This window comes from Caballeronia grimmiae, assembly GCF_022879615.1.
GTDB classification, from domain to species: Bacteria; Pseudomonadota; Gammaproteobacteria; order Burkholderiales; family Burkholderiaceae; genus Caballeronia; species Caballeronia grimmiae.
The window spans coordinates 82,437-109,095 of record NZ_CP084275.1; the positions used below are offsets into that span (position 1 = coordinate 82,437).

Sequence of the window (26,659 nt, forward strand, 5' to 3'; positions counted from 1 at the left end):
GCGCATCGGTGCAAGCTTGCGGCTACCGAGTCGCGTGCCGGTTTCGCGGAAAATCAGGCCCTACGCCATGGCGACGACGCGATCGTCCTTGTACGGCAAACCCTGTTCGATGGGAAGGCGCGGGTCACGCGACCATTCGTTCCACGAGCCAAAATACAGCCTGACGTCTTTGATGCCCGCCTCCTCCAAGGCGAGGAAGGTATTCGAAGCACGGGCACCCTTGAAACAGAAGACAATGACAGGCGTGGCCCGGGAGATGCCGACGGTGGCGCATTCTGCAAGAATCTCCATGGGTGACTTGAACATCTGCCCCGTGGGTGTGGGCTTCATCATCCGGTACCACTCGATCCAGACTGAACCCGGAATACGCCCCTTGCGCGGGCAGAAGTCCTTGCCGTACGGTGAGGAACTTTCTCCAATCCACTCGTCGACGTCACGGACGTCAAGTTTGACCACGTCTGGCCTCGATACAGCATCTTTCATCGCAGTGAGATCCACAAGTATCCCGCTGCCTGCCGGATCGAATGGAAACGTCCCGGAATGCCTGGCAGGTACTTCGGTTGTGGCTGGCAAGCCTGCCGCGCGCCAGGCGGCAAAGCCGCCGTGCAGGACCTTGATCTTGTCCTTTGGATAGCAGAGATAGCGCAACAGCCCATAGCCGCGACATGACTGGCCGAAACCTGTTGCCATGGACTGTTCGTAAATGACAGCGGTTTCGTCTCCAGACAGGCCCGGGTCGCCGAATGCCCTCGTGAAGGTCTCGCGCAAGGCGGTCAACCCCTCGCGTGTCGATGTCGCGAGATACGTAAAGATCTCGTGGATGTTCACGGCGCCGGGCAGGTGTGCTTCGGCGTAGCTTGCCGCATCTCGCGCTTCTGATCGGAGAACTCAAACGGACATGGCGACCTTGGCGACCATGCCGACGGCAATGAGACCGGCGACGACCGCGAAGCCCTGTTGCAGCCTGTTGGCGCTCAACCGGCTGGCAACGAGCCGCCCGGCCAGCATGCCGCCCAGGGCGCCTGCAGCAAAGGGCACGCCCACTGGCCAGTTCATGTGGCCTGAGATCGCCGTCGAGATGACGCCGGAAGCGGACACAAGTGTGATGACCGCGAGCGATGTCGCCATGATTGCCGGTACCGGCGCATTGGTCGCTTTCCTCAGCGCAGGGACAATGACGAACCCTCCACCCACGCCAAGCAGGCCTGACAAAAAGCCCGCGCCGATACCCGCAAGGGCAAGTGCGCGTGTGCAGGCCGCGGTCCACACGAAACGGCCTGTGCCGCTATCGAGCTGACAGGGTTGTAAAGCAAAACCGCTGCGAACTTCAGGAGGCGTGACGACGGCAGCCTGTCGGAACATCCGGAGCGCGACGTACGCCAGCACGCCGGCAAAAACGAGCGTGAGAGGTCCGTTCGGCAGTCGATGGGCAAGCCACAGGCCGACGGGAGAGAACACCGTGCCTGTCACGGCCATCAGCGCTGCGGCGCGGTACCGCACGATGCGGGCCTGCAGCCCCATCAATGCACCAAACGCGGCGGAGATGCCTACGGCCAACAGGGCGATGGGCGCGGCCTCGGTGATGTCCAGATGCAGCACAAACAGCAGCAAGGGCACTGCAAGGATGGCACCGCCTGCCCCCGTGAGCGCGAGGATGAGGCCGACGACAAGACCGAGTGCGGCGCTGCTGGCAATCACGTGTTCCATCTGACAACCTCTGTTTATTCAACTGCGAGCCTTGGCAGTCGGCGCAGGCCGCACTCACGCGCGTTGCGTCGTGGCTTTCGTCCGCTCGATCAGTTCAAAAACGGCCATGCCGGCGACCATTGCCGCCACGAAACCGACGGCTTTGGGGTAGCCCGCGCCCAGCGCAACGAGCGCGGGACCCGGGCAGAAACCGGCCAGCCCCCAGCCGATACCGAAGGTGGCGCTACCCAGCACGAGTCTCGGCGTAATGGCCGTGCTGACGGGAAGTTGCATTGGCAACCCAAGGTATGACCTGTCACGGCGTCTGGCTGCGAAAAATGCAAGTGAGCCGACCGCGATGGCGCCAGCCATCACGAAGGCGAGTGATGGATCCCATCGGCCTGCGAGATCGAGAAAACCCAGCACCTTGGCCGGGTTCGCCATACCTGACACCATCAGGCCAACGCCGAAGAGAAGGCCGGCCAGCAATGCCGTAACCGGCGCGATGAGCGTTGTCTTGAGGGCTGCCATATCAGCCTCCGATCAGGTGACGTTGTACGAAAACAGTCAGAAATCCCGCGGCCATGAAGGTTGCGGTAGCGACGAGCGAGCGCACGGACCCTCGGGAGAGACCACATACGCCGTGGCCACTGGTGCAGCCGCTGGCATAGCGGGTGCCCATACCGACAAGAAGCCCGGCCGCAAGGATCGTGACCCAGCTCGCCTCGATCTCTGCCTGCGCAGGCTTGCCCAGCAGTCCTGCGATGACCGGCGCGCCCACGAGCCCAGCCAGAAACGCGAGACGCCAGTTGATGTCATCGCGCGGCCAGCCCAGCAGGCCGCCGAAGATGCCGCTGATGCCGGCGACGCGTCCGTTGACCAATATCAGCACAGCAGCCGCGGCACCGATCACGAGCCCGCCTGTCAACGAGAGGCCCGGTGTGAAATGTTCAAGATCGACCAGCATGATGAGCCTCCTTACTACTTCGGGCAGAACTGTTCATAAAGTACGGCCATCACGGCGAGCGCCTGCGGACTCGCCACCGAATAGAAGATGTTCTTGCCTTCCCTGCGAGTGGCGACGAGGTCGTTTTCCCGTAATACGCCCAGTTGCTGCGACAGCGTGGGCTGACGGATCCCAAGTTGCTCCTCGAGCTCACCGACCGACATCTCGCCTTGGGAAAGCTGGCACATCAGCAGCAGGCGGTCAGGATTGGCGAGCACCTTCAGCAGGGCGCACGCATTCGCGGCGCCGGCCTGCATCGTGGCGAGATCGATGGTCAAACGAGGTTTTTTCATGGGCGATGTTCAATCTATGTCAACATAGTATATTGCAAAATAGATTGTATGTGAATAGAATGATTTCATTCCCGGAGATAGCCATGCGGCCGACCATTCATCCTTTCTTTGACCCAGCCACCTGGACCGTGACTTACGTGGTGTTTGCCGAGGGCCATGCCGGGTGCGCCATCATCGACCCGGTGCTGGACTACGATCCCAAGGCTGGACGGACATCGACAGCCAGTGCCGACAAGGTGATCGCTTTCGTACGTGAGCGTGCGTTGCGTGTCGAATGGATTCTGGAGACACATGCCCATGCCGACCATCTTTCTGCTGCCGCGTATCTCAAGCGGGAACTGGGTGGTCGGGTCGCGATCGGCCAGCACATCCGGCGTGTGCAGGGGGTGTTCAAGACGCTCTTCAACCTCGAGCCGGCGTTCCGTCTGGACGGCTCGCAGTTCGACCACCTTTTCGAGGACGGCGAGACGTTTGCCATTGGAGAGCTGACGGGCAGGGCGATGCATGTGCCAGGGCACACGCCGGCCGACATGGCGTACCAGATCGGGGACGCTATGTTTGTCGGGGACACGCTTTTCATGCCCGACGTCGGCACCGCGCGGTGCGACTTTCCAGGCGGTGATGCGTATGAGCTGTATCGCTCGATCCGCAAGCTGCTGGCCCTGCCGGCCGACATGCGGCTATTCATGTGCCATGACTACCCGCCCGAGGGACGCGAACCGGCATGGGAAACGACGGTCCGCGCACAGCGGGAACGCAACATCCACGTGCACGACGGTGTAAGCGAAGAGGAGTTCGTTGCCATGCGCCAGGCACGCGATGCGACCCTCGCGATGCCGACGCTGATCCTGCCCGCGGTGCAGGTCAATGTTCGCGCGGGCGAGTTTCCACCACCTGAGGCGAACGGATTGCGGTACCTCAAGATCCCTCTGAATGCTGTCTGACGTACCACAGATCGTGCGCGTCCGGCAGGTGAGGGCGCATCCCGGTGTGATGTCCACAGTTCAACTGTTTCAGGAAGCAGGCCATGGATGTACATTCCCTCACTCCAGATGTTTCGGTCTCCCCGCAGATTTCCGTCGCTGACGTCTCGACGCTACATACGCTAGGATTCAGATCAATCGTTTGTCATCGGCCGGATGCGGAAGCTCCGGACCAGCCTAACTTCGATGTAATTGCGCAGGCGGCAAAGACCGCCGGACTGAAGGCAGTTCATCAGCCGGTGCCCGCAGGCCAAGCCTCAGATAGACAGGTGGCCGCCTTCGCAGCGCTTCTCGCGGAACTACCCAAGCCGGTGCTGGCTTATTGCCGCACGGGTACGCGGTCCGCGACGTTGTGGGCGTTGTCACAAGCGAACACGCTGAGCGTGGCGGAAATTGAGCGAACGGCGGCGAAGGCGGGCTACGAACTCGAGGCAGTGGTGCGGCGTATTGCCAATGCCGGAAAAGTACCGCCAGGCGTTGTCGAGGCAGAACATACTGTAGTGATTGTCGGTGGCGGTGCAGCCGGTATTGCCGTGGCCTCCAGCCTGCGCGCCCGCGATCCTTCACTGGATATCGCGATTCTCGATCCCTCCGACGTGCACTATTATCAGCCCGGCTGGACGCTCGTGGGAGCGGGAGTATTCGAAGCGGGGGACACCGCGCGCACGATGGCGTCGCGTGTGCCTCGCGGCGTGCGTTGGCTCAAAGCCGCGGTGGTGGCATTCGAACCGGACAGTCACGTGGTGGTGCTTGAGGGGTGCCGGAGCATACGCTATCAGCGGCTCGTCGTTTGCCCGGGCATCAAGGTTGACTGGCACGGTGTCGAGGGCCTCGTCGAGACGATGGGGCAAAACGGCGTGACGTCGAACTACCGTTTCGACCTCGCGCCGTATACGGCGGAACTTGTCAAGACGCTCCGCGGTGGCAAGGCACTGTTTACGCAGCCGCCGATGCCAATCAAATGTGCCGGCGCCCCGCAGAAGGCCATGTATCTCTCGTGCGATACGTGGCGCAGAAACGGTACCTTGCACAATACGCAGGTGCAGTTCTTCAACGCGGGCGCGGCGCTGTTCGGCGTGCCTGACTACGTACCGGCGCTGATGAAGTATGTGGAAGCGTACGGCGTTGACCTGCGTTTTGGCCATACATTGAAGAGTATCGATGGTCCTCGCCGGCGCGCTGTATTCGAACGCGCGTTGCCTGACAGCCGCAGGGAAACAGTCGAAACCGACTTTGACATGATTCATGTGGTGCCGCCACAGACGGCCCCGGATTTTGTTCGCGCGAGTCCGCTTGCCGACATTGCTGGCTGGATAGATGTTGACGCTGGCACATTGCGCCACAAGCGGTACGAGCACATCTATGCGCTGGGCGATGCCACCAGCACAACGAACGCCAAGACGGCGGCAGCTGCGCGCAAACAGGCACCCGTCGTTGCCCATAACGTGCTGGCGAGTCTTGGTCGCGCCAGCGGATTGGCGACCTACGATGGCTACGGTTCGTGCCCGCTCACGGTCGAGCGGGGTAAGGTGGTACTGGCCGAGTTTCTTTATGGCGGCAAGGTCGCGCCCAGTTTTCCCGCGTGGCTGCTCGACGGCACACGGCCGTCGCGTCTTGCCTGGTTTCTCAAGGAGCGGATCCTGCCGTCGCTCTACTGGGACGGCATGCTCAAGGGGCGCGAGTGGCTGGCGCGACCCGCACTTGATGATCGATAGCGCGACGGAAAGAAACCGTCCGATGGGAAGAATCGCGGCAGCATCGCGGTCAATGCCGAATCGGGCCTGGCCCACTGCCGCAAGTAGCTGTGTGAACAATCAAGGAAGGTGCCGTGGTCAGCCTGACCGAGATTTTTGACGAAAACAAGCTCTATCGGGTCTCTAAGGTGAGCCGACGGTCGAAAGCTGGTTGCGCACTATCAAAATCGTCGTCAGCGTTGCCCTTACTCCGTTTAACTGAATTTGCTTTCCTCGTGCTTTGAATTATCAGAGGAGTTCGTCGAAGACCGCTGCTCGTGACCGCGGGTACTCGTACCATGCCAAGAGCGAAAATGACCTTCGAAAAAGGCAGCGAGCAGTCGTTGCTATTTTCTGAATGCAGAGCGTGCCAGCGGCTTGTCCAGTCGCATTTGATCTGATTACCGCGCGGACGACTCAACCTCGATCACTTGTTGGCATCTTCTGCTCGACACGCCTGGGCAAAGGCAGGATCCGGGGAAGAATGTTTTCCGACTTGAGTACCCGGTGCGCCAGCGCCCCCAACACGTGCAACCCGACGAGTGCAGCCAGCCCGTAGGCCGTCAGCGCATGCAACTCCCCCAACCAGTGCGACAGATCGCGGCTTTTCGATACCAGCGTTGGCAGCGAGAAGAGTCCGAAGCAACTTGCCACGTGTCCTGCAGCATTGGTCTTCAGCCAACCGAGCAGCGGAATAGCGAGCATCAACACGTAGAGGAGGTGATGAACGGCCTTCTCGGCGAGGTAAGCGGGCGTACCGGGCCGGTTGGTCGACGGCGGCAGCCGTCGCCGCATCCGCAACCGGTTCGCGACGCGAACCGAGACCAGAAAGAGGATGACGATGCCGATCGACTTGTGGAGTGTTAGCAGATCCTCGTTGTCGTCGAGCATCCAGCCGATGATCAGATTGCCAAGCAGCGCGACCGTCACCAGCCAGTGCAGCAAGCTGATCGAGAAGGGGTAGCGGGACGTGTGTTTCATGTAGGGATTCCTGTGCAAACGCGTTTCAGGTTTGTCAGCCCAGCAGGTCGTGATAATGCTTCCTCGTACCGTTAATCCGGCGCAATGCGCGCTTGGCGGCGTCCATGTCGTCTGCCTGGATTGCACGGTCGACCTCGGCCAGTTCCTGCTGCAGCGCCTGCATGCCCTCATCGTAGGTGGATGGGTCGCTGCGATAAGGCTGATGGCTTGCCCGCTGCGCGTCGCTTTCGAGCCTGGTCACGTAGCCGCGCAGCTCGGGTATCGTGGTGCTGGACATCGCGCCCTGCATGGCCAATTTCATGTCCTTCATCAGTGTTTTGATCTCGCCTGCATGGGCCAACGGCGCGGCCACAAGCAGCGAGACGCACAGCAACGTGCGGAAATGTGGGGGGAACGGCAGCTTAGCCATGGGCATTGATCCTGTAAGGACGGTGAATGCCCGCGAGAATAAGCAGGTCAGGTTAACGGAATCTTAACGAACCGCCATGGCGGCGCACGGGCTTGATACACGCCCGTTTAAGCGGTTATCGTTGCCGCCTGGAACGAACAGGAGCACCACGATGCGCGTATTACTGGTCGAGGACGACAGGCTGATTGGCAGCGGCGTGGAAGACGGCCTGATCGAGGCTGGCATGACGGTCGACTGGGCGTGCGACGGCAAGCACGCACAACTAGCGCTGGAAACCACGCCATACGACCTGGTCGTACTCGATCTTGGCCTGCCCCGCGTGTCGGGAACCGAACTGCTCGACTGGATTCGCAAGCGCCGTGATCATACTCCCGTGCTTGTCATGACCGCGCGCGACACCGTTGCCGACCGGGTGAGTGGCCTGAGCGCCGGCGCCGATGACTATCTCGGCAAACCGTTTGACCTGACGGAACTGGTCGCGCGTTGTCGCGCGCTCGTGCGGCGTTCGCAGGGCCGAAGCACGGATACGATTGAATACGGCGACCTGCTGGTTGATCCCGAGCGCCTGACGGTTATGCGCGGAAGCGAGCGCATCGCGCTCAGTTCGCGCGAGTGCGCACTGCTGGTCGAACTGCTGGCGAATCAGGGCCGTCCTCTTTCTCGCGCGCGTCTCCAGGACAGCCTTTACGGCTGGAACGAGGAGATCGAAAGCAATGCGATCGAGGTGCATATCTCGAACCTGCGCAAGAAGCTTGGCGCCCAGTTGATCCGGACGATCCGCGGCGTCGGCTATGTGGTGGAGAAGGCAACGTGATGCGGTCGATCCGGCGACGTCTGACCTTGCTGGTGTTATCTGCCATCGTACTGGTGTGGTTGTACTCGCTTTATTCGAGCTATCACCAGGCAATCCATGAAGTCGAGGAATGGGACGAAACACGCATCGAACAGGTCGCCCGTGCGCTGCTCGTGCTCGACGTGCGCGATCTGCCGGCTTTTGCGGGCGCGAGCCTCGCGCCTCGCGACGACGACGGAGACAACGATTCGTCAATGCGGCTGCTGTATGAGGTGACTGCTGCAGATGGACGGTTGCTGGCCGCGAGTCCCGGTCTATCGTCGCTTGGCCTGCCGGCACGGCCGGCCCAAGCATCCGGCCTGCTACGGGTCGACGATGCGAAGTGGCGTGTCTACGTGCTCGGCGATACCGCGCGCGGCCGTACCGTGCGAATCTTCCAGCAGCGCATGCATCGCTCGGAGCTCTCCTCGATGGTCGCGCTGCGCATCGCCCGTCCACTCGCTTTGGTGTTGCCTGTGCTGGCCATGCTTGTCTGGTTTGCGATCGGCCGCAGCCTGACACCCTTGCGCACACTATCGGAAGCGATCGAGGCACGATCACCCGACAGTCTCGACGCCGTCGCGGACAAAGGCGTTCCAGACGAGGTCTTTCCGCTCGTCGCTGCGCTCAATACGCTGTTGCAACGTCTGCGCCAGTCGCTGGATCGCGAGCGCGCTTTTACCGGTGACGCGGCACACGAACTCAAAACCCCGCTCGCCGCTATCAAGGTCCAGGCACAAGTCGCGCTCACCGCGCGCGATCCGGAACGTCAGCGTCGCGCCATGCAGCGCGTCGTGGAAGCGGTGGACCGGAGCACGCACCTGGCCGATCAGTTGCTCGCGCTGGCGCGGCTCGAGGAAAGCGCGCCGCTTCCCAGTGCGCGAGTCGATCTCGCGAACATGGCCAATGCATGCATCGTCGACCAGCATGCCTTTGCGGATCACAAGCAGATTTCGCTGACGCTGCAGGCCGATGCAGCGACCATCGTGCGTGCGCCGCCCGCGCTGGTGCGCATACTGCTAGACAATCTCGTCGACAATGCAATCAAGTACGGGCACGCGCAGGGGCGCGTGGAAATTGCTATCTGGAGCGATCCCGACGCGGTGTTTCTCGAGGTGCGCGACGACGGCCCCGGTGTCGCGCAGGAGAACCTGCCACGTCTGCACGATCGCTTCTTTCGTGCAGCGAATCACGTCGAGAAAGGAAGCGGGCTGGGCCTGTCGATCGTCGCACGCATCGTGGCCAAATTGCGCGGGAAACTGGCGTACACGTCAGGAATTGATGGGAAGGGGTTCGGCGTGAGCGTCGCGCTTCCTTTGCATATGCCCTAGTCGACAGAGAGGCAGGACCAGACGGTTCGTGACATTATCGTTGACGAACTCTTCATCGACGCCCCGACAGAGCCGATTGGTCATCCGCGTATCGAATATCTCGTGAACAGCTGCCGCACACGTCGGCGAGTCTCCTACAGCCGGCATTGCTGCCTGAAGTACGGTCATCATCGCGTCCGCCTGCGCCTGCATGAGACTGATCCGTTTCCACAGTCCGCCGATTTCCCGCTCGAAACCTTTCAACTCGGCTTCCTTGCTCTGTTGCAGATGCTGTGGCCCAACCTCGTCGTGTCAGTTCGCCCATCGGCGTCGGTACAGGCATTGACACACGTCAAAATGAATCGAACTCCCGCAGGCATGATGAAAGGCCATCCGATGCAAGACCACGACACGTCATCGTGATGAGGCCCGGCCATGTACCCGATGCAATGAGGCGCTCCCGGTCAACGGACACATATGCTATGTCGAGATGCATCTCGTGAAGTCCGCCAGGACCGCCCCCACGTCTCGAATCAATCGACGAAGATTGTTGTCGACACTGACGAGACCTATCGGTAAGGGAATCGCTGCACCTGAACGTAGAGAAAGATCGGGTGGTATTCGATACATCCGCTCCCACATTGCCAGGACACGGTCCGCCGTGCCACGTCGTTCACGCGTCATTCCTGTCAGGAGCAAAGTCATAAGCAACGTCGAAGTCGTCTTGTGCAGCCCGGTGCGCACCGCGATAGGCACCTATGGAGGAGCACTCAAGGACCTGCCCGCGCCAGCGCTGGGAGCTCCGTTATCCGCGAATGCCTCAAGCGCGCCGGATTGCCGGCCGACAAAGTGCAGGCGCTGGTCATGGGAAATGTCATTCAAGCAGGCGTGAAGATGAATCCGACGCGACCGGCCGGTATCTCCGGCGGAATGCCGATCGAGGTCCCGGCGCTCACGGTTAACCGCGTCTACGGATCGGGCACGCAGGCGATCGCCAATGCTGCTACCGAAATCGAGGCCGGCATGATTGATTGCGCGATCGTGGGCGGCATGGAAAACATGGAACGTAGCCCCTACTTACTGCCGCCGGGGCGCTGGGGAGCACGAATGGGCGATGTGACGCTGTTCGACAGCATGCTGCTCGATGGGCTCAACGCGGAAGGCGGGGCGGTCATCCGATCGGCGCGAGCTGTGCGGTACTGACCACACGGTTGCTGCAACCAGATGCAGCGCGGCGGAGGCCGACGCGGAATCGTGACGCTGTGCTTCGGCGGAGGGCAGGGCATAGTGCTGGCGCTTGAGACGCTGTGATACGCGCACTGATTCTTCCTCGGAGCGCCCCGGCCATAGCGTTATTGTTGCGGTGAATCTCAGACGGTGACAACCGAATGCAAGATGATTAAAGGTCAATCAGAACGGGAAACCACATGCCATCACGACTCGCGTTACTGGAAGCACCGACCAGATACATGTTCTTCACCGGAAAAGGTGGAGTGGGAAAGACTTCGGTTTCCACCGCCGTGGCTATCGCGCTGGCCGACGCCGGCAAAAAGATCTTGTTGGTTAGCACAGATGCCGCGTCCAATCTTGGCGAAATGCTCGGTATTGAATTGATCAATACTCCGGTCCCGGTACCGGGCGTGGTCGGACTGCGCGTACTGAACATCGACCCAGACGTCGCCGCGGAGAACTATCGCGTTCGCGTTGTCGAACAGATGGACCCCGAGGCGAGTGCCGACGAAATTGCGACCGTGCGAGAACAGCTATCAGGTGCCTGCACCACCGAGATTGCCACGTTTGATGAGTTTTCCAGCTTGCTTTCTCACGGCGCCTCTGACTTTGATCATGTGGTATTCGACACAGCCCCCACCGGGCACACGCTGCGGTTGTTGAGCCTGCCCAAAGCGTGGAGCGGGTTCCTTAAGGGTAATGACCGAGGGGCGTCCTGCCTGGGGCCGCATTCCGGCTTGAAAATGCAGGAGAAACTCTTCAATCAGGCGTTGGCGGCACTTAACGACGCGAGTATGACAACCATCGTGCTGGTAGCCCGGCCCGAAACTGGCGCATTGGAAGAGGCCGCGCGTACGTCATCCGAGCTACGAGATCTGGGGCTGGCAAATCAGCGCCTTGTCCTGAACGCGGTTTTCCAGGCAAGCCAATCCCATGACCGCATTGGCGACGCTCTTGATGCCTTGGGAAAGAAGGCTCTCGCAGCCATGCCGGAAGCGCTGCGCCGGCTTCCTACGGATTATGTGCCGCTGCGCGCAGTGGACTCAGTGGGCTTACCTGCGCTCCGAGCCCTCTTGGCCCCGGAATTGACATGGGTAAGCAATGTTCCTCGCGGCGTGCCCACGCACCTTGCACACCACCCGATGTCGGAATTGGTTAAGGAATTGGCCCACGCCGATCGGGGGCTGATCATGGTCATGGGCAAAGGTGGCGTCGGCAAGACAACTATCGCGTCCGCTATCGCCTTGGGGCTGGTTCGCTGCGGGAAGTCGGTGCATTTGACCACTACTGATCCAGCTGCGCATCTGGCGATGACCCTTCAGGGAAATGTCCCGGGACTCACTGTGGGGCGCATTGACCCCGAAGTGGAAACCAAGAAGTATGTGGACAAGATCGTGGCTGCACGTGCGCCCCGAATGACAGAGGACGAGAAGGCACTGCTCATTGAGGACCTACGATCCCCCTGTACTGAAGAGGTCGCTGTGTTTCATGCCTTCTCGCATGTCGTGTCTCAGGCTGGCAGCTCATTCGTGGTACTGGATACCGCTCCGACCGGTCACTCTCTGTTGCTGATGGACGCCGCGGGCGCCTACCATCGTCAGATGGTACGCGCGTTTGACGACAAGGCTCCCGGCCGGATCGTGACACCGTTGATGCGATTGCAGGATACTAACTACACGAGGATCATCTTGGTCACGTTGCCAGAAACGACGCCGGTGTCACAGGCAGCGGCATTACAGGAAGATCTACGCAGGGCCGATATCGAACCATTTGCATGGGTGGTCAACCGGTCATTGCTGGCCACGGATACTAATGACTCAGTGCTGCTGGCGCGTTTGAACAGTGAAAGAAAGCAAATGGAGCGGGTGGCAACGCTATCGAAACATGGGGTCTATGTGGTTCCATGGCGAGCCGATCCACCGGTGGGAATCCTTGGGCTTGAAAAGCTACTTGAAGGCGACTGACGGCCGAGGCTGCCTTTGAAGCATATACACGCGCCTTGGCTCGGGTGACAGTCGCGAAAGGGTTCGCACTGTTCGCCGTCACATTCGTGCCAGCGACATCGGTCGGCCGCTCATCGCAGCCGCCCGACACGTGGACCGACGAGTCGGTCATACGTCAGAGATCGCGTGATGAAGAAGCATAGGGCGTGGCACACCCAAGCGAATCTTGAATAGGACTCTACGTATTTGACATAAGCTTTATTATCAATTTTTAATAGGAGTCCTATATTTTGCTACGACACCTCATCGACGAAAAAATTCGTTGTATTGGATGTCAGCTGCGGATTGGAAATCTCGGGCGTGGCCACTGAGCCATCCGGCTAACGCCGCGCGTCACGCGATCCAAATGAGAAACGATCAAACGTGCAGAAGCGCCGATCAACCGACGCCGTGTTCCGGCACCATCCTTAGTCGTTGCGCTCAGGACAGCCATCCCGATTTCTACTGTAGCGCAACTGATTTTGCCTCGCTACGCTTGGTCGCTCTCATCGTCGATGCGGAGCACTCGAGATGGATCACTGGCGAATGGCATATCTCGGGATCCGGCAGGTGCCGCGTGAACTCAGCGAATTCGAACTCAATACGTTCTTCACGTTTTCCAGACGCGAACTTGCGAGCATCGACTCCCGGCGCTCCGATCTCTACCGTCTGGCCATGGCATTGCATGTCGGGTTTATACGGATGACCGGTAGGACACTCGACTCGTACAAGCAGATCCCCACCGTCCTCCTGCGACACCTCGGCCGACAATTGGGCATACAGTCGCCGGACGTCGGGACGCTTCGATCGATCTACGATGGCAACCTGAAAACGTTGTCTGATCACCAGAGGTTCGCCCAGACCGTCGTCAATTTCCGGTCGATCGCAGAGCATCAGCGTCGATACGTCATCAGATGGCTCAAGGAACAGCTCACTGGCCGTCCGGAACGCGGCCAGCTGATGAGTGAGCTCAAGCGCTGGTTCTACGAGCACCGGATCGTGATACCACCCGATCGCATGCTGAGACAGTTTATCGTTCAGGCAGTGCATGATATCGAGGCACTCCTGCACGAGACGCTTCAGCAGTCGCTCGGTGAGGAGAGGCTGGACAGCTGGGCGCGCCTTCTCCCCCTGCCGCATGGAGACCATTCCAGTTTGCAACGCTGGTTGTGGGCTGTGCCTCTTCGCGGATCGACTCACCAGATGGGCGAAGTGCTCGACAAGGTCAATCTGCTCACCATGTACGGCGTGGCCGCGAACTGGCCGGCTGGGTGTAACGATGCGATCGTTCGTCACTACGCGCGCCGTTGCGCCAGCCGGCCACCGTCGATCAGCAAGCGGATCGAGCCGCACGGCCGAAGGCTGGAGGCCGCATGCTTTATGCGATATGCCCTGTGTACATCGACAGACCAGGTGCTTTCAATGCTGCGACGCTGGGTACAGAAAGCCGTCAACGACGCATCTCATACCGTCGACGCTGCAAGGGTAAAGGCCGCGGACCAGCTCCACGAATTTGCTGTCGCCGTGAAAGCATTGGCCACCGACGATTCGCTGTCGCATGAAACCCTGCGTATAGAGCTTTGCGTGTTGGCCGATCAGGTTCTGCAACCCCATACGCCAAACAGGCGCAGCCAGATCCGTCAACGCCTCATTCTTAGACGTCATTCCGCGCGCAATCTGCTCATGCGTCTTGTGCAATTGCCGTTCGAAGCGGAAGCGGCACATCCGGTCCTCGACGCGATTGTCCTGCTGCGAGGTCTCTATCGACGTCATGTTTATCTGCTGCCCGATGGCGTGAACGTCCGGCTCGGTCGGGCATGGCGCGAAGCGATCGACGGCTACGACCGCCTCAAGGCAATGATCGCTTTTGAATGGGCCACGCTGTTTGCCCTCCGGGTCGCGTTGCGCAATGGCACCATCTTTGTCCGGCACAGTTTCTCGTTCCGCAGCCAGACTCACATGCTGATCCCTGCCGACGAGTGGCCAACGAGGCGGAACAATCTGTACGGGCATCTCGGCCTACCTCAGGACCCCAAGGAATTTCTGGATCCGATCCTGGCGCACCTTGACCAGCGCCTTGAGTTGCTTCGCCACGCAGTGGACGACGGTAAGGTGCGGATCGACACGGCGGTACATCTGGATCCGTTGCAGGCCCAGCCCGAAAGCGCAGAGACCGATCACCTGCGGCGCGCAATCTTCGAAGCCCATCCGCCCGGCCAGTTACCAGAAATCATTCTCGAGATTGATAGCGCGACCCGCTTCAGCTGGGTCCTGCTGGGACGTGAACCCCGATCGCGGATCGAATTGCTGATGGTTTATTCGGCTGTACTGGCGCACGGAACTTCGCTTTCGGCCGCAGATATCTCCCGGATGGTTCCGGAGGTCTCGCCCGCCGCGATTCGCCAGATGATGAAGCGACTCGAGGATGAAAGGATGCTTCGTCTTGCAGCCGATGCCGTTCTCGAGTTCATGCATGAGCATCCTGTCGCTGCTCATTGGGGGCGGGCAGATCTCGCATCATCCGACATGATGTCACTTGAGACAACGCGCTCTGTCTGGCAGGCCCGCGCTGATCCACGGCGTCGTACAGCATCGATCGGAATGTATACGCACGTGCTCGACCGTTGGGGCATCTTCTACGATCAGCCCATTGTGTTAAATGAGCGTCAAGCCGGCGCGGCAATCGAAGGTGTCGTGCGTCAGAGCGCAACCACCGATATTGCGCAGCTTGCGGTCGACACGCATGGATACACTGATTTTGCGATGGGCATGGCGCGGATACTCGGCTTTGATCTGTGCCCTCGCCTGTCGCATCTTCGCGACCGTCGCCTTCACGTTCCCCGCAGGCACAACGTCCCGCCGCAACTTGCATCGATTACTGATCGCGATGTCAGAGTCGATCTCATCGCGGAAGTCTGGGACGAGTTTGTGAGGATCGCCGCCTCCATACGTTCGGGAAAGTGCACAGCAGTCGACGCCCTCACCCGCTTCGGCTCGGCAGCGCGTGGACAGACCGTGTACGAGGGTGGCGTTCACATCGGCCGTCTGTTCAGAAGCATCTTCCTGATCGACTACTTCACCAACATGGCGTTCAGGAGCGAGCTGCAGCATGTGCTGAACCGGGGAGAGGCAGTGCACAACGTCCAGCGTGCGATCCATATCGGCAAGATTCCTGTTGAACTCGCTCGACGTCAGGAATCACTGTCTGCGGTCTCCTCCGCACTTACACTTCTTTCGAATATCCTGATGGCGTGGAACACCACGCACATGCAACGTGCCCTAGATGAAATACAGATTGCCACGGGTCAGCCACTGGATTCTGAACAGTTAAGGCGGATTGCCCCGACGCACCTCGAGGGCATCAATCTGCGCGGGACATTCAATTTCCCGGTGGCTCGGTACGCGCGACGAATCTTGCCAAGTCTCGCGAGTGATCCGCGCGCCTCTGCCGCTAGTCGCCAAGCGTAATCGATCGAATCCTGCGCGCTGAACCGATATTCCAGACAGCGTCTGGAATTTCGCTCATTTACGCCGCACGCAAACTGGAGGGCTTCGACCGGGTAGTCAGCAGGTGCTTGATAGAAAGATGAATTTATACGGGGACACAAGGCGGAGCCGCGTCTGGCTTGGGCAGCCCTACCCGGAAAAATGCACCGAAATCAAGGGCACCCCTTTACGGGAAACCAAGGCAATCGACAATGTGTCGATCGACATGGCACCCGCCCGGTCACGAGCGATCGATCCTCCGCAGCAGCCTTTTGTGCCGGTTATTGCGGCACCACCACCGATATTTCCTTCACCGGCGCCACCGTCGATGACGCTCGCGTTGCAGGTTCGGCTGCCCAACGGTGTCGAGCTCGAACTCGGCGGAACGATTGCAACTCAGGACGAACTGAGACACTCGTCCAGATTCTGGGGAGGTTGCCGTGTTCCGGTTCGACGAAAAGCTGAAAGTGTATCTGCATCGCGATCCGGTCGACTTCCGCTACGGGATGAACAACCTGTCGATACTCGTTGAGCAGGCGATGCACCTCAATCCGATGGACTCCTCGCTCTACATCTTCGGAAACCGGCGTCGCGACAGAATCAAGATCCTTTGCTGGGATGGTAGCGCGTTCTGGCTTATGACGAAACGCCTTGAAACAAGCCGCTTCTGCTGGCCTGACAACAAGGCGGAGGTCGTGACGCTGACAACCAGCGTATTGCACGCACTGCTCGACGGTGATGACATCACGACGATTCGCCGACACCCGAAGCATGACTATCTACGTGTGAGCTGAACAGCCGGTCGGCATCATGGTCTAATGCAGCATGTCGGTCAACGTCACGATCACCGCCGAGGAACTGAAAGCGCTGCTCGCCGAGCGCGATGCTGCTCGCGCATTGCGCGAAGAGCAGGAGGCGTTGCGCGGGGCCTTGCGGTTGGTGACTGCGGAGCGCGATCTTGCCGAGGAGCGCCTGCGTGCGTACCGCCACGAGTTATTCGGCGCCAAGAGGAAGCACGGAATTTCGATCAACCCGGCCTGTTCAACGAAGCTGAAACGCTCGGCTTGAATGCAACGCCTGCGCGGGAGCACACTCCGGCAACGACGGTGGCCGCACACACGCGCAAGAAGCGTGGTCATCGCAAGCCACTCGATCCTAACCTGCCGCGCGATATCGTGCGACATGAACTGCCAGAATCCGAACGTTTCTGCGCCAACGACGGGCACGCACTCGTCGAGTTTGGCGTGGAAATCAGCGAGCAGCTCGACGTAATACCTGAACAGCTTCGCGTGATTCAGCATCAGCGCGTCAAATACGCCTGCCCGTGCTGCGATCTCGGTATCAAGGTCACACCCGCGCCGGCACGCATCATCCCGCGCGGACTGTTGAGCGAATCGGCGCTCGCGTGGATCGCCACGGGGAAGTATCAGTTCGGCATGCCGCTGTATCGTCAGGCTGGTTTGCTGCGTCGGTTCGGCGGGGACATCTCGTCGAACACGATCGCAGCCAGCATGGTCCGTGTCGGCCTCGCAGCACAGCCGGTGGTGAACCTCATGCGCGACGTGCTGCTTGATGCCGGGCTGATCTACTGCGACGAGACGACACTCCAAGTGCTAAAGGAGGAAGGTCGTCGGCCACAAACGAAAAGTTACCTCTGGGCGCAGATGACCGGTTCGGGCGTTCCCGTTCGTTGCTTTACCTATACCCCGGGGCGAGGCACGAAGCTGGCCGACAGGCTGTTCGCCGGCATTCGCAGGGGAACAGTCCTGATGACGGACGGCTACGAACCCTATAACGACATCGCCCATCGCCACGGACTGGAACACCTTGGATGTTGGGTTCACGTTCGGAGGTACTTCGTTAAGGCTGAAGACAGTGTGCCGAAAAAAGCGCGCACGCCCGACCTGCTCGCCACGCGTTTCATCAAGCTGATCGGAAAACTGTTCGCTGCCGAGGCACGCAGTGAAACGTGGTCTGCACAACGACGACAGCGGCTACGACGACGATACACACGTGTGCTCGAAGCGATCAACACTCTGATGATAGAGCAATCACCAGGTGTAGTACCCAAAAGTCTGCTTGGCAAAGGGCTGACCTACCTACGCGCGCAGTGGCCCAAGCTAATTCGTTACGTTGAGAACGGGGACCGGCCGCTTAGCAACAATCCTTGCGAAAATGCGATTCGTCCATTCTGTGTTGGACGCCGCAGCTGGCTGTTCAGTGCCACCGTCGACGGCGCAAACGCGAGCGCTAACCTTTATACGCTCGTCGAATCGGCAAAGGCCAACAGCATCGACCCATATCGTTACCTGACCTGGTTGTTCGTGCGACTCCCACTGGCAAGCCGCCGAAGACTACGACGCGTTGCTGCCTTGGAACATGCCCGAGTCAACCAAGGCGACTCCGTAATGGTGGTGAGGAAACAGGCAGTGTCTCGGAAAACAGTCCGATAATGTGTTGACTCGGCCCTTGGGGCCGCCCTCATGCTGGCTGCACTTGGTCAACACAAGGACGACGGACTTATGTGCTCTTCTAATTCGTGGCTGAACGCTTCGGAAGCAGCCAGACGGCTTGGCGTATCGATCAAGGCTTTGCGCATATACGAGCAGCAGGGCTTGATAAATCCCGGGCGCACACCGGCAGGGTATCGGACGTACAGACCTGACGATATAGTCCGAGCTGCCGAGATTGTGACTCTGCGCACGCTCGGACTCAGCCTGGCTCAAGTTGCGCGCGTATTGGACGGTGACCCCGAAAGCCTAAACGCGGCGTTGTCGACACACGAAGCGGCACTCGACAATGAAATCCAAGGGCTTATCCATAAACTGGACAAGCTTCGAAGTATCCAAGCTGATCTGGCTCGCGGCCAGATGCCGTCCGATGGAGAGTTGACCGGTTTGCTGAATCGATCCGCCGAAATCGGTGCGGCGTTTGCGCTCCCATGGCCTTGGGATGGTGAGTGGTTCGAAGTTCGGGATATTCGTCCTCTGAACTACATCATTGGCTCGCTAGGCAGCGGAAAGACCCGGCTAGCCCATCGTCTCGCGGAGACTCTGCCAAACGCAGCTTTCGTTGGTCTGGATCGGCTCGACAATGGATGCGCCGCAGCGAAGACCTTGCTGGAAACTGAGCCTGCTCGCAGATTGCGCATCACCCAGATCATGGACTGGCTCGTTGACGAGGGGACAACAGAATCTGATGCGCTGACTGCGTTGCTTGTTGCTCTCGAAACGGAAGGCCCCGCTGTATTGGTGATCGATATGGTCGAACAGGATCTCGACCAGTCATCTCAGGAAGCCTTGATGGTCCACCTTCGTCAACGTGCGAAGATCGGAGGACGGCCACTGTTCTTGATGACACGTTCATCAGCAATCCTGGATCTTGCGGCCGTTGGACCGGATGAGGCAATCCTGCTTTGCCCCGCAAATCACAGTCCTCCGAGCCGCGTAGAACCGTACCCTGGCGCGCCGGGGTACGAGGCTGTTGCGACATGCCTGGCATCGCCAGAAGTACGTGAGCGGATAGCGCGACGCCGCGAGCCGGCCTGACCGCGCGTATTACCTCGAAATTCGGCGACGCCAAGCGCTCTCGCTAGGTTGGCCTCGCTGTTTAGGGCCTTATCGAAGGCAAACTCTAAGCGACTACGAAGATCTTCTACCTTGGAACTCTGTACGTGATGAAGACCTCAGGCATTCTCATCCGTGAATCGCGATCATCGGATCACGTAACAATCGCGCTCTTGCTGCAGCAACTAGGCTACCAGACAACCCCGGCCCTAGTCCTCCAGAGGATTGAAGCGATGCTTCTGAGCCCGATGGATAAAATCATTGTGGCATCTGTACGAGAACAAGTCATCGGTAGTATCAGCCTTCACGCCCTACCGTTGTTCCACGTGGCGGGCAGTCTCGGACGCATAACTAGCATGGTCGTTGACGAGCGATATCGAGGAAAGGGAGTTGGTAACGCACTGATTGACGCTGCAGAACACTGGTTTCGGCAGGTCGGATGTGTAAAGTTGGAAGTGACGAGCGGAGACCACCGACAGGCTGCTCACCACTTCTACGAGCGCCATGGTTTCTTGAGAGAAGGCCAGCGACTCTCCAAGACGGTCCCTTCATTGAGGGGCGTCATTACCTGACCGCATACGATCTATCAGTATTCGCCCGCTAGAACGGTTGCATGAAGTTCGGGAACCTCTGCATAACCCCCACCATTGAGCGAAGATGAGAGAAGATTGAATCATGCTCAACGAACGAGGTGTGATGATGACGCAACTGGATCTGGGCTTGAATCTGTCGACCAAACGCACCCGCAAGCGTGAATTTCTCGATGAGATGACCCGCGTGGTGCCGTGGCAAAAGCTGATTGCGCTCATCGAGCCGTACTACCCCAAGGGTAAAACGGGGCGTCCGCCGTTTGGGATCGCGACGATGTTGCGCATTCACTTCATGCAGCAGTGGTTCAGCCTGTCGGACCCGGCGATGGAGGAAGCGCTGCATGACATCCCGCTGTATCGGGAGTTCGCGCTGCTGGAAGGGGGCGTGAGGAGGCTGCCTGATGAGAGCACGATCTTGCGGTTCAGGCATTTGCTCGAAGCACACGCGTTGTCGGGCGCAATGCTCGCGACGGTCAACGAGATCTTGCAAGCGAAGGGGTTGATGCTCAAGGTGGGCTCGGCGGTCGATGCGACCCTGATCGCAGCACCCAGTTCGACGAAGAAGCCCGGCACGCGAGACCCTGAGATGCGCCAGACGCAAAAAGGCGGCAGTTGGTACTTTGGGATGAAGGCGCACATCGGAGTCGATGCCGATTCGGGCTTGGTGCACACCGTGAAGTGCACGTCGGCGAACGTGCACGACATTACGGTGGCGCATGAGTTGCTGCATGGCGAGGAGCGCATTGCATTTGCCGATGCGGGCTATCAGGGCATCGAGAAGCGAGGCGAGACGGGCGCGCTTGAGTGGCACGTGGCGATGAGGCCGAGCAAGCGTCGCAAGCTGGACAAGAGCAAACGGCTCGATGGGATCTACGAGAAGATCGAGCGTTTGAAGGCGAGCGTGAGAGCGAAGGTGGAGCATCCGTTTAGAGTGCTGAAATGCCAGTTTGGATATTTGAAAGCGCGGTATCGCGGCTTGGCGAAGAACACGGCTCAGATCGAGACGCAGTTCGCGCTGGCCAATTTGTGGATGGTGCGCAAGGTGCTGTGACGGTCGAAGAAGATCGAATGCACAGCGCCAGCGCGCGGCTGCACTTATCAAAGCGCGCGCAGCAGCAGTCCAAGCGATGCGGATGGCAAACCGATCTTCATGTCGAATGCGTTCAATTAGAGATCCAAAGCAGAAAATGGGTTGTTCAGAGGTTCCTTCGCTTTTTACACAATGCGTTAGCAGTTTTCTGCCGCTTGAACAGATACTAGTCGGCTTCAGCCGGAGGAAAATCGGCACGCCCGTAGCTCGTCTCCTATGTTTTTAGCCGACGCGATCAGCGACTAATATCCGCGAACGCCGCGGTAAGTCGATTCACGCCTTCTTTGATGTCGGCGACCGACGGAGCCGCGAAGGACAGTCGAAGTGAGGATAATTCAGCGTCGCTTGCGAAGAACGCAACGCCGGGTACAAAAATCACGCTGCGATCAATCGCACGCTTCAGAAGCTCGCTTGCATCAATCCCGCTGATGAGCCTGGCCCACACGAACATGCCTCCCTCAGGTCGAAGAAACTCGATTCTCCCATCCAGTAACCCCTGAAGTTCATTGCACAATGCGTCGCACTTCGCTTTATACGCATCACTGATGAAATTCAGATGTCCGGGCAACCGACCGCTCTGCAGATACTTGGCAGCCGTCAACTGGGTCCAAGGAGTGCTGCACAAATCAGCCGTTTGCTTGGCAATCGTGCATCGTCTCGTTACCTCTAGCGGTGCGACTGTCCAGCCCACTCGCAAGCCCGGGGCAACAACTTTTGAGAGGCTCGAGAAGTGCACTACCCAGTTCTTGGACCCGGGAACGTCCTCCGTCATAGCCAACAATGAGGGAATGGGTTCGCCCGCAAACCGCAGGTCGCCGTATGGATCGTCCTCGACGATGAAGAGCTCATAGCGAGTAGCGATTTCCAGAAGACGAAGGCGACGCTGTTTCGAGAGTGTCGCGCCAGTGGGATTGGCGAAGTTGGGTACCGTATAAAGAAATTTTGGCCGCTCGGTCTTCGGGAGCGTGCTCAAAAGCTCTTCTAGCGCGTCCACGTCAAGCCCATCACGATCAATGCCTACGGCTCTCACCTTCGCTCGTTGCAATTTGAGGGCTTGGAGCGTTGCCGGGTACGCCGGCTGCTCGACGACAACGGAGTCACCCGGTTCCAACAGAACGCGAAGAAGGAGATCAAGGCCTTGCTGAGAACCGGTCGTGACGAGAAGTTCCGGCCCAGCGACCTTAGCTCCTCTACAAGCCATCAAGCGGACCAGTTCATCCCGCAGTTCTGGAATGCCATCCGTTGGGCCGTACTGTAGACATACGTTGCTCCGTGCGTATGCCGCTTCGGCGGCCACGCCGAGACCTTCGACGTCAAAAAGATCCGAGGCCGGATAACCACCGGCGAACGATATCATTCCCGGCTCGCTCAAGTATTTAAACAGTTCTCGAATGGGGGAACCGATCGGGTTGGTAAATGGGGCACTGAATTTATACATGTAGATTTCTCGGAGGGTGGCGTATCAGTTGTTCGCCCTTAGGCACACACAGGTTCAATTTGAGGAAAATGAACGTCTCTCGCACTAAGCACTTCGAGAACGAACTCGGCAATGTGCATGACGCGCCTGCCTGTGCCATCGTGAATTTGTTCACGGCAACTGAAGCCGTTTGTGATCACGACCGTGTCGCTGTCCGTTTCACGAATAGCCGGAAAAAGGACGTTTTCTCCGATTTTTTGCGACAGGTCGTAATGCTTTGTGTCGAAGCCGAACGATCCTGCCATGCCGCAGCATCCGGAGTCCAAAACCGTGAAGTTAGCTCCGATCTTCTTCAAAATGGCAACGTCGCCGGCCATTCCGAAAACAGACTTTTGGTGACAGTGCCCGTGAAGAAGTACGCGCGTCTCGACCCTAGGCCAATCGATGTGGGCAGTACAGAGGAATTCAGAAAAAAGATGCGTCTGCGACGCCAGCCTGCGGGCCAGCAAGTCGTCCGGTAACTGCTTGAGGAGCTCATCTTTGAACACTGAGAGGCATCCAGGCTCCAGTCCGATGAGCGGCAGCCCCGCCCAGATCTCTTGACTTAGGTTTGTAAGGACCCGCTTCAATTGCTCTTTTGCTTTCTTCAAGAGCCCGAAATCATAAAGTGGACGTCCGCAGCAGAGCCCCTCCGAGGGAATGATGACCTCATAACCCAGCCGCACAAGAACCGTAAATGCAGCACGGGCGACTTCGGGCGTGAAATTGTCGTTGAAGGTGTCGACCCAAAGGATGACTTTCCTTTTAGCCCCGTCGGAAACTGCTGCCCTCTTCGCCGGCGCCACGCCCCTTCGGAACGTCGTCGTGGCGAACCGCGGGAGATTTCGCTGCGGGGCGACTCCGGCGATGCGCTTGCCGATAGACGCTAAGACAGGCGCAGAAGTCAGAAAATTCATCAAGCGCGGAAACTTCGAAGCTATCGGTGCCCATTGTCCGATCCGTCCCATGAAAGCCGCTTGCCGTGGGCGCACATGAGTCTCGTAGTAATGTGAAAGAAATTCGGCCTTGTACGATGCCATGTCTGTGTGCGTCGGGCAGTCAGATCGGCACCCCTTACAGGCGAGGCAGGCGTCAAGTGCCTCCTTCACTTCTTCACTTTTCCATCCGTCGACGATGACGTCGCCTTGAAGCATTTCCCAAAGCAGGTGAGCCCGGCCTCGAGTCGAATATCGCTCCTCTCGCGTCGCTCGGAAGCTGGGACACATGGTGCTGCCTTCTAGGGAGCGGCACTTACCCATCCCTATGCAGCGTTCGATTCCACGTTGGAGGCCATCCCCTTCTCGGCTTTTGAAATCTAGTTGAGTGGTCAAGCTGACCACCTTGTACGCCGGTCCCATACGAAGGTTTTCGTCGGCGCGATAGGCTCGTACCACCTTGCCGGGATTCAACCGGTTCTTGGGGTCCCAGATCGATTTGAACTCTTCCATTGCGCGCATCAGGTCCGGACCGAACATGATGGGAAGAAACTCAGCTTTTGCTTGGCCGTCTCCGTGCTCGCCCGAGAGTGAGCCACCATACTCAACGACAAGCGTGGCAGCTTCCCGCAAGAAATTCCGCCACTTCGCGACACCGTCGGCGGTTCGAATATCAAAGGTGATTCGTGCATGAACGCAGCCATCGCCGAAGTGACCGTAGAGGCACGTCTCATAGCCGTAACGATCGACTAACGCTTGGAAGCCACGAAGGTAGTCCCCCAGCCGAAGGGGATCGACGGCTGCATCCTCCCAGCCGACGATCGGGTCCGGCTTGTCAGGATCGATCGTCAAAGCGACAGCCGAGGCGCCCGTCTCCCTGATCGACCAGATTTTTCTCTGAGATGCTGCGTCAGCGAAAGCTCTCGTCGATATAGGGCTTTCAGCTGCCTCCCTTTCGAAATATTCCTGTGCCTTCTCTGCGCGTTCGACAGCTTCCACGAGTGTGTCGGCGCCGAATTCAAGAACGACCCATGCATCTCCTTCTGGAAGAAGCGAGATCTCTTCTGCTTTCAGCCCTCGCGCTTGCAGACCCCGGATAATGCCACGATCAAGTCCCTCAATCGCGATTGGTGTCAGACGCATGAAATGCGAGACGGCGTCGGCGGCCACGAAGATGTTGGGAAAGCTGACGACGACAATTGTCCTGTGCTGCGGGCTCTTCACGAGCCTTACTTTCGCGTTTAGGACGACAGCGCAAGTGCCCTCGCTGCCGACCAGTGCGCGGGCGACATTGAAGCCATTCTCAGGCAGCAACTGATCGAGGTTGAATCCCGACACCCGCCGCTTAATGTTTGGAAACTTACTACGGATTAAAGATGCATACCGATCGCGCAGAGACAAGAGTTGCGCGTAGATTTGACCCCGGCGGCCACCGGACGCGATGATTGCGCGGAGTTCCTCCTCACTCGTCGGACCGACCCAGAAGCGTGCTCCGTCATACGTCAAGATTTCGAGGGCTTCGACGTTCTCTACTGTTTTGCCTGCCATAACCGAATGCGCGCCGCAGGAGTTGTTCGCAATCATGCCTCCTAGCGTGCATCGACTATGCGTCGCAGGGTCCGGCGCGAACGTCAAGCCGTGCTTCTCGGCTTCATCGCGGAGTGTGTCGCAGATGGTGCCCGGCTGGACGATCGCGTAGCCCTCGTCAGGAACCAGATGGGTCACTCTGTTGAGGTATTTGCTGGTATCCGCAACGACGGCGACATTAACGCCCTGTCCGTTCTGAGATGTGCCGCCACCTCGTGCGAGAAACGGTACGTCATGCTTGGCGCAAAGCGCCACCGTCGAAACCAGGTCGTCGACAATTTTCGGAATAACCACACCAATCGGCACCTGCCTGTAATTCGACGCGTCCGAAGAATACAGAGCCTGACTTGCGCGGTCGAATCGGACCTCACCCTGAATCACGCGTGCAAGATCCGACGTGAGCGCTGTTAAGACCCCGGCCTCGATGCGAAATGGCGTGGCATTGCTCATTGGGTACCTGCCTGACCTGCCGTCATCTTGAAGATTCCTTGCGCGTTTGCAGCATCGAACCGCAGATCGACTTTCCATGCTCCAGTAGTGCGATCGAGCTCCCGACGACGAGTGATGAACTCGTAGAACGATCCGGGAACCTTTCGCGCAATCCGCGTTCCGCCAGCATCGATGAGTTCGCGCTCTACGATGTCTGCACGGTAAGCCGTCTGGAACACTCGGCCCGATCGTGAGCGCTCTACTTCCTCCTTCATGGGCCGGCCCTTGCGTTTTTCCGCATCGCTGAGCGCGAATACATCGGTGACGCGATCGGTCGCATGATTGAACGCGTTCCCTTCGGTCGCGATCCACGCCATTTCGGGGGACTCCTGGAGCAGCATTTCGTAATCGGAGACAGTTGGAACGTCATGCTGCCGATTGAAGCTTCTGACGAGGACCGGGAGCAACGCGGCGGCCACTTCCAACGGCAATGTTCCGTCCCGCTGTAACTCAAGCAGTTGCGACTGCGCGAGGGGAGTGAGCGGGTCACGCGACGATTTCACGACGTTCGTTACAGCATCCTGGAACTTCGTCGAAAAGCGCTCGGGATGTAACTCGCTAACGAAGAATTGAGCGATTTCTTCCGGGTCGTCGATGTGTGCATAGGCGCGCCCCGTCATTCCAAGCCGATCGAGCGGATAGCGGCCATTCAACTTGAAGCCGAGAGGAAGCAAGATGCGAGTAAATGCCGCTTCGCCCGGTGGCAACGCGCCGTTGTTGGCCCATCGCACCGTACGAATTGCACCGTGATCGAAAAATACACCGCCGCCCTGGGCAACGGCGTCCTTGGTGTACTCACGACCCTGCGGCGAGCGTTCGACGAGATCGTCGAACAAAGCCATATTCATAGCCTGAGCGAGTTCTGCGCGGGTAACGATTCCGGGCTCGAAGTCGCGAAGGGATTTCGGAAAGTTGAGGATGGACGTCAGATACTCGGCCTTCTCCGGGCCGACAGCACCGTCGAGGAGCCGCTGGATATTAGGGTTGTACATGGGACAAGCTCCGCTATGAGATA

19 protein-coding genes and 3 pseudogenes are annotated in these 26,659 nt (G+C 59.0%); 12 read left to right on the top strand and 10 right to left on the bottom strand.

Features of this window, described 5'->3' with window-relative positions; all coding sequences use genetic code 11:
- Positions 1-60: 60 nt before the first annotated feature.
- The 5 genes and pseudogenes from LDZ21_RS26705 to LDZ21_RS26725 all read right to left on the bottom strand — a co-directional run.
- Positions 61-876: pseudogene (locus LDZ21_RS26705) on the bottom strand (sulfurtransferase); the annotation flags it as partial.
- A gap of 12 nt (positions 877-888) precedes the next feature.
- Positions 889-1,707: a sulfite exporter TauE/SafE family protein gene (locus tag LDZ21_RS26710; protein ID WP_244797605.1), complete on the bottom strand. Its 819-nt coding sequence runs from the start codon at positions 1,705-1,707 to the stop codon at positions 889-891.
- A 54-nt stretch (positions 1,708-1,761) separates the two neighbouring features.
- Positions 1,762-2,217 carry a YeeE/YedE family protein gene (locus tag LDZ21_RS26715; RefSeq protein ID WP_244797606.1) on the bottom strand — a complete coding sequence of 152 codons (456 nt, stop codon included), beginning with the start codon at positions 2,215-2,217 and terminating at the stop codon, positions 1,762-1,764.
- 1 nt (position 2,218) lies between these two features.
- Entirely contained in the window at positions 2,219-2,653 is a 435-nt protein-coding gene (locus LDZ21_RS26720; protein WP_244797607.1) for a YeeE/YedE family protein, read from the bottom strand.
- 14 nt (positions 2,654-2,667) lie between these two features.
- Complete coding sequence (locus LDZ21_RS26725) at positions 2,668-2,985, bottom strand: ArsR/SmtB family transcription factor (RefSeq protein ID WP_244797608.1); 318 nt, start codon at positions 2,983-2,985, stop codon at positions 2,668-2,670.
- Positions 2,986-3,068: 83 nt separating this feature from the next.
- Here LDZ21_RS26725 and LDZ21_RS26730 point away from each other — a divergent pair, with 83 nt between their 5' ends.
- A complete protein-coding gene (locus tag LDZ21_RS26730) occupies positions 3,069-3,929 on the top strand; it encodes an MBL fold metallo-hydrolase (protein ID WP_244797609.1) in 861 nt (286 codons plus the stop codon).
- A gap of 83 nt (positions 3,930-4,012) precedes the next feature.
- Complete coding sequence (locus LDZ21_RS26735; protein WP_244797610.1) at positions 4,013-5,683, top strand: bifunctional protein tyrosine phosphatase family protein/NAD(P)/FAD-dependent oxidoreductase; 1,671 nt, start codon at positions 4,013-4,015, stop codon at positions 5,681-5,683.
- A gap of 435 nt (positions 5,684-6,118) precedes the next feature.
- Here the strand turns inward: LDZ21_RS26735 and LDZ21_RS26740 are convergent, their stop codons facing one another.
- The gene (locus LDZ21_RS26740) at positions 6,119-6,682 is read right to left on the bottom strand and encodes a cytochrome b (RefSeq protein ID WP_244797611.1); all 564 of its coding nucleotides are present in this window, start codon (positions 6,680-6,682) and stop codon (positions 6,119-6,121) included.
- Positions 6,683-6,716: 34 nt separating this feature from the next.
- Positions 6,717-7,091 (bottom strand): cytochrome b562, encoded by a 375-nt coding sequence (locus LDZ21_RS26745; RefSeq protein ID WP_244797612.1) that lies wholly within the window; start codon positions 7,089-7,091, stop codon positions 6,717-6,719.
- 151 nt (positions 7,092-7,242) lie between these two features.
- Here LDZ21_RS26745 and LDZ21_RS26750 point away from each other — a divergent pair, with 151 nt between their 5' ends.
- The 10 genes and pseudogenes from LDZ21_RS26750 to LDZ21_RS26795 all read left to right on the top strand — a co-directional run bounded on the left by LDZ21_RS26750 (position 7,243) and on the right by LDZ21_RS26795 (position 21,138).
- Complete coding sequence (locus tag LDZ21_RS26750) at positions 7,243-7,905, top strand: response regulator transcription factor (RefSeq protein ID WP_244797613.1); 663 nt, start codon at positions 7,243-7,245, stop codon at positions 7,903-7,905.
- A complete protein-coding gene (locus LDZ21_RS26755) occupies positions 7,905-9,254 on the top strand; it encodes an ATP-binding protein (RefSeq protein WP_244797692.1) in 1,350 nt (449 codons plus the stop codon). Before LDZ21_RS26750 ends, LDZ21_RS26755 begins: the two co-directional genes overlap by 1 nt.
- A 682-nt stretch (positions 9,255-9,936) precedes the next feature.
- A pseudogene (locus LDZ21_RS26760) lies at positions 9,937-10,388 on the top strand (thiolase family protein); the annotation flags it as partial.
- A gap of 272 nt (positions 10,389-10,660) precedes the next feature.
- The gene (arsA, locus tag LDZ21_RS26765) at positions 10,661-12,427 is read left to right on the top strand and encodes an arsenical pump-driving ATPase (protein WP_244797614.1); all 1,767 of its coding nucleotides are present in this window, start codon (positions 10,661-10,663) and stop codon (positions 12,425-12,427) included.
- A gap of 549 nt (positions 12,428-12,976) precedes the next feature.
- Positions 12,977-15,913, top strand: a complete 2,937-nt coding sequence (locus LDZ21_RS26770; protein WP_244797615.1) for a Tn3 family transposase — start codon at positions 12,977-12,979, stop codon at positions 15,911-15,913.
- A gap of 458 nt (positions 15,914-16,371) precedes the next feature.
- On the top strand, positions 16,372-16,725 hold the full coding sequence (gene tnpB, locus LDZ21_RS26775; RefSeq protein ID WP_244797616.1) for an IS66 family insertion sequence element accessory protein TnpB: 354 nt from the start codon (positions 16,372-16,374) through the stop codon (positions 16,723-16,725).
- 31 nt (positions 16,726-16,756) lie between these two features.
- Positions 16,757-18,340: pseudogene (tnpC, locus tag LDZ21_RS26780) on the top strand (IS66 family transposase).
- Positions 18,341-18,453: 113 nt separating this feature from the next.
- Positions 18,454-19,479, top strand: coding sequence for a MerR family transcriptional regulator (locus LDZ21_RS26785; protein ID WP_409015123.1), 1,026 nt, complete (start codon positions 18,454-18,456; stop codon positions 19,477-19,479).
- Positions 19,480-19,607: 128 nt separating this feature from the next.
- Positions 19,608-20,069, top strand: coding sequence for a GNAT family N-acetyltransferase (locus LDZ21_RS26790; protein WP_280519449.1), 462 nt, complete (start codon positions 19,608-19,610; stop codon positions 20,067-20,069).
- A gap of 127 nt (positions 20,070-20,196) precedes the next feature.
- Positions 20,197-21,138: an IS5 family transposase gene (locus tag LDZ21_RS26795; protein ID WP_244797694.1), complete on the top strand. Its 942-nt coding sequence runs from the start codon at positions 20,197-20,199 to the stop codon at positions 21,136-21,138.
- Positions 21,139-21,412: 274 nt separating this feature from the next.
- Here the strand turns inward: LDZ21_RS26795 and LDZ21_RS26800 are convergent, their stop codons facing one another.
- The 3 genes from LDZ21_RS26800 to LDZ21_RS26810 are packed head-to-tail and all read right to left on the bottom strand — an operon-like array spanning position 21,413 to position 26,636.
- Complete coding sequence (locus tag LDZ21_RS26800; protein ID WP_244797618.1) at positions 21,413-22,615, bottom strand: aminotransferase-like domain-containing protein; 1,203 nt, start codon at positions 22,613-22,615, stop codon at positions 21,413-21,415.
- Positions 22,616-22,653: 38 nt separating this feature from the next.
- On the bottom strand, positions 22,654-25,605 hold the full coding sequence (locus tag LDZ21_RS26805; protein ID WP_244797619.1) for an FAD-binding and (Fe-S)-binding domain-containing protein: 2,952 nt from the start codon (positions 25,603-25,605) through the stop codon (positions 22,654-22,656).
- Positions 25,602-26,636, bottom strand: a complete 1,035-nt coding sequence (locus LDZ21_RS26810; protein WP_244797620.1) for a DUF1338 domain-containing protein — start codon at positions 26,634-26,636, stop codon at positions 25,602-25,604. Before LDZ21_RS26810 ends, LDZ21_RS26805 begins: the two co-directional genes overlap by 4 nt.
- Positions 26,637-26,659 lie beyond the last annotated feature (23 nt).